The sequence below is a fragment of the Shewanella hafniensis genome (assembly GCF_019655335.1).
GTDB lineage: Bacteria > Pseudomonadota > Gammaproteobacteria > Enterobacterales > Shewanellaceae > Shewanella > Shewanella hafniensis.
Genome location: NZ_BPFD01000163.1, coordinates 1 through 1,985 on the forward strand (window position 1 = coordinate 1; position 1,985 = coordinate 1,985).

Sequence of the window (1,985 nt, forward strand, 5' to 3'; positions counted from 1 at the left end):
AAAGATAAAGGCGATAATATAATCGCCTTTAACACTTCTAAATCAACTTTAAACAAGTAGATTAACCACCATCAGTAACATTCACAGCCACACTCACAGGTGAGCCTTTTGGTGTTTTGATCGTAATAACAAGAGCACCAGATAATTTTTGGTTAGGCTTGTCTTCTTGACCGATTGTAAATGAATATATTAACGGTTTATTCGATACATTACTTGCAATTGAGTAACTTCCTCCTACAGGGACAATGAGCTTACCGTTATCTATTGAAGTAGTTATTTTAGTCTCGTAAGGTAACGTATTGTTATTAATATCAGAAACAAACAAATATATAGTCTGAGGCCCTTTCTCTACAGGTTTTGTTGGATCCGTTCTATCCATTAGATCTATTTCAGTAACCGCGGTCATCGTATCACCATCAATAGAAACTAACCGTATCATAGGGGTACTGCCTGACATAACAATGGGTATGTTTTTGAATATATTTAACTGGGCTCTATTATCATCCAAACCAGTATCAGTACAGGCTAGGCCGGAACCAGAAGCACATAATAACCCTGTGTATTTTTTATCAGCTTTATTAAATTTACCATCACTATTATAATCAACAAACTCCTCATCTACTGCACCCGCTGGTTGGATAAGCAAATCAGCTAATGAGGAACTCTGTGATATTTTACGATAAAAACCATCCTCGTTATCATCTGTAAAAGCTTCAGAGATATCAGTAAAAGGTTCTGTCTCACCCTTATCAATATCTATTACACCATCGCTATCAGTATCAACAACATCAAACAAGCCATTACCATTTAAATCAACAAAACTTTCCTCACCAATAGCATAAGCTGTGATAGTCGCTCTACCAGGTCTAGGTTGAGGTAATAATGAATTTATACCAGAATCAAATAGTACCTTTGATGTTCCCATACAAGGAGGATTAGTATCGCCATTAAATGGTACGGGACATTCCACAAGTGTAGTATCAAAAGGTCTAGGGTTCTGACTGCGCCATTGAACGCTGCAAGCACCATCAGGATTAGTTAAACCACCCGTTGTACAAGAGCCTGGTATAGCACCTCCTTCTGCAGTAAAAACGATTACTGTTCCGGCTGGTACCATGTTATTAAAGTGATCTGCTGCTAAAACATTAATATCTACAAGTTCATTATCATAATCCCAACCTTCTGGATTAAATGTAGATGCTGAGACAGAGAAACTATTATCATCTGCAAGGCCTGTTGTGATTGCAAGTTGATCTGACAAATTTGAAATAACGCCATTATGACCTGCAGCAGTACTACCAGCCCATAATGCAAACACTTTTACAGGAGTCGCTCTATCACCACTTCTTACAATAACAGATGCTAGTCCTGCACTGTCAGTTACAGCAACGGCATATTTATTTGGAGCATTTAAATCAACAGGATAATTAGGAGTATTCGGCTTTGGAAAATTAGGGCAATCGAGATAATCTTTCGCTAATGGAGCAGGACTTAGACTAATACCACCTACTGCTGTGCTTAACTCAAAACACACTCTTTCTTGCCCCGCTGGTGCAGCAGTTTCATCTAATAACTTGAATGTTACTACTGATGTTTCAGAACGAGCGCCTGCACCTGCGATCCCACCAGTACCTTGTAATGCTAGTAATGTCGGGGTAGCTGAAACATACTGCAAAGCTCCAACTTTGATAGAATCAATATTTATAACTGCAGTTGAACTTACACTTCCCCCGCCAGTTATAGCAGAAACAGATACTGTATCTTGTGTTTCACACCCAGTACTTCGATAAGTAGCATACCCCTTCCCACCATTTGTAATAACAGGAGAGTCAATTATTGCTTTATTTGATGCTTGGCACTGAAGAATCCCCTGATGATTTACAAATAAATCATCAAATTAGGGTGGAAGCACATCTTGTTGCATGATCAAATGGTTTCGCTAAAAACTACACTTGGACAACAAGATGCGCGAAGCCAATATCCTA

1 protein-coding gene is annotated in these 1,985 nt (G+C 38.7%); it reads right to left on the reverse strand.

Features of this window, described 5'->3' with window-relative positions:
- Positions 1 to 61: 61 nt before the first annotated feature.
- The gene (locus K5Q99_RS21655; protein ID WP_246604560.1) at positions 62 to 1,675 is read right to left on the reverse strand and encodes a hypothetical protein; all 1,614 of its coding nucleotides are present in this window, start codon (positions 1,673 to 1,675) and stop codon (positions 62 to 64) included.
- Positions 1,676 to 1,985: the final 310 nt, after the last annotated feature.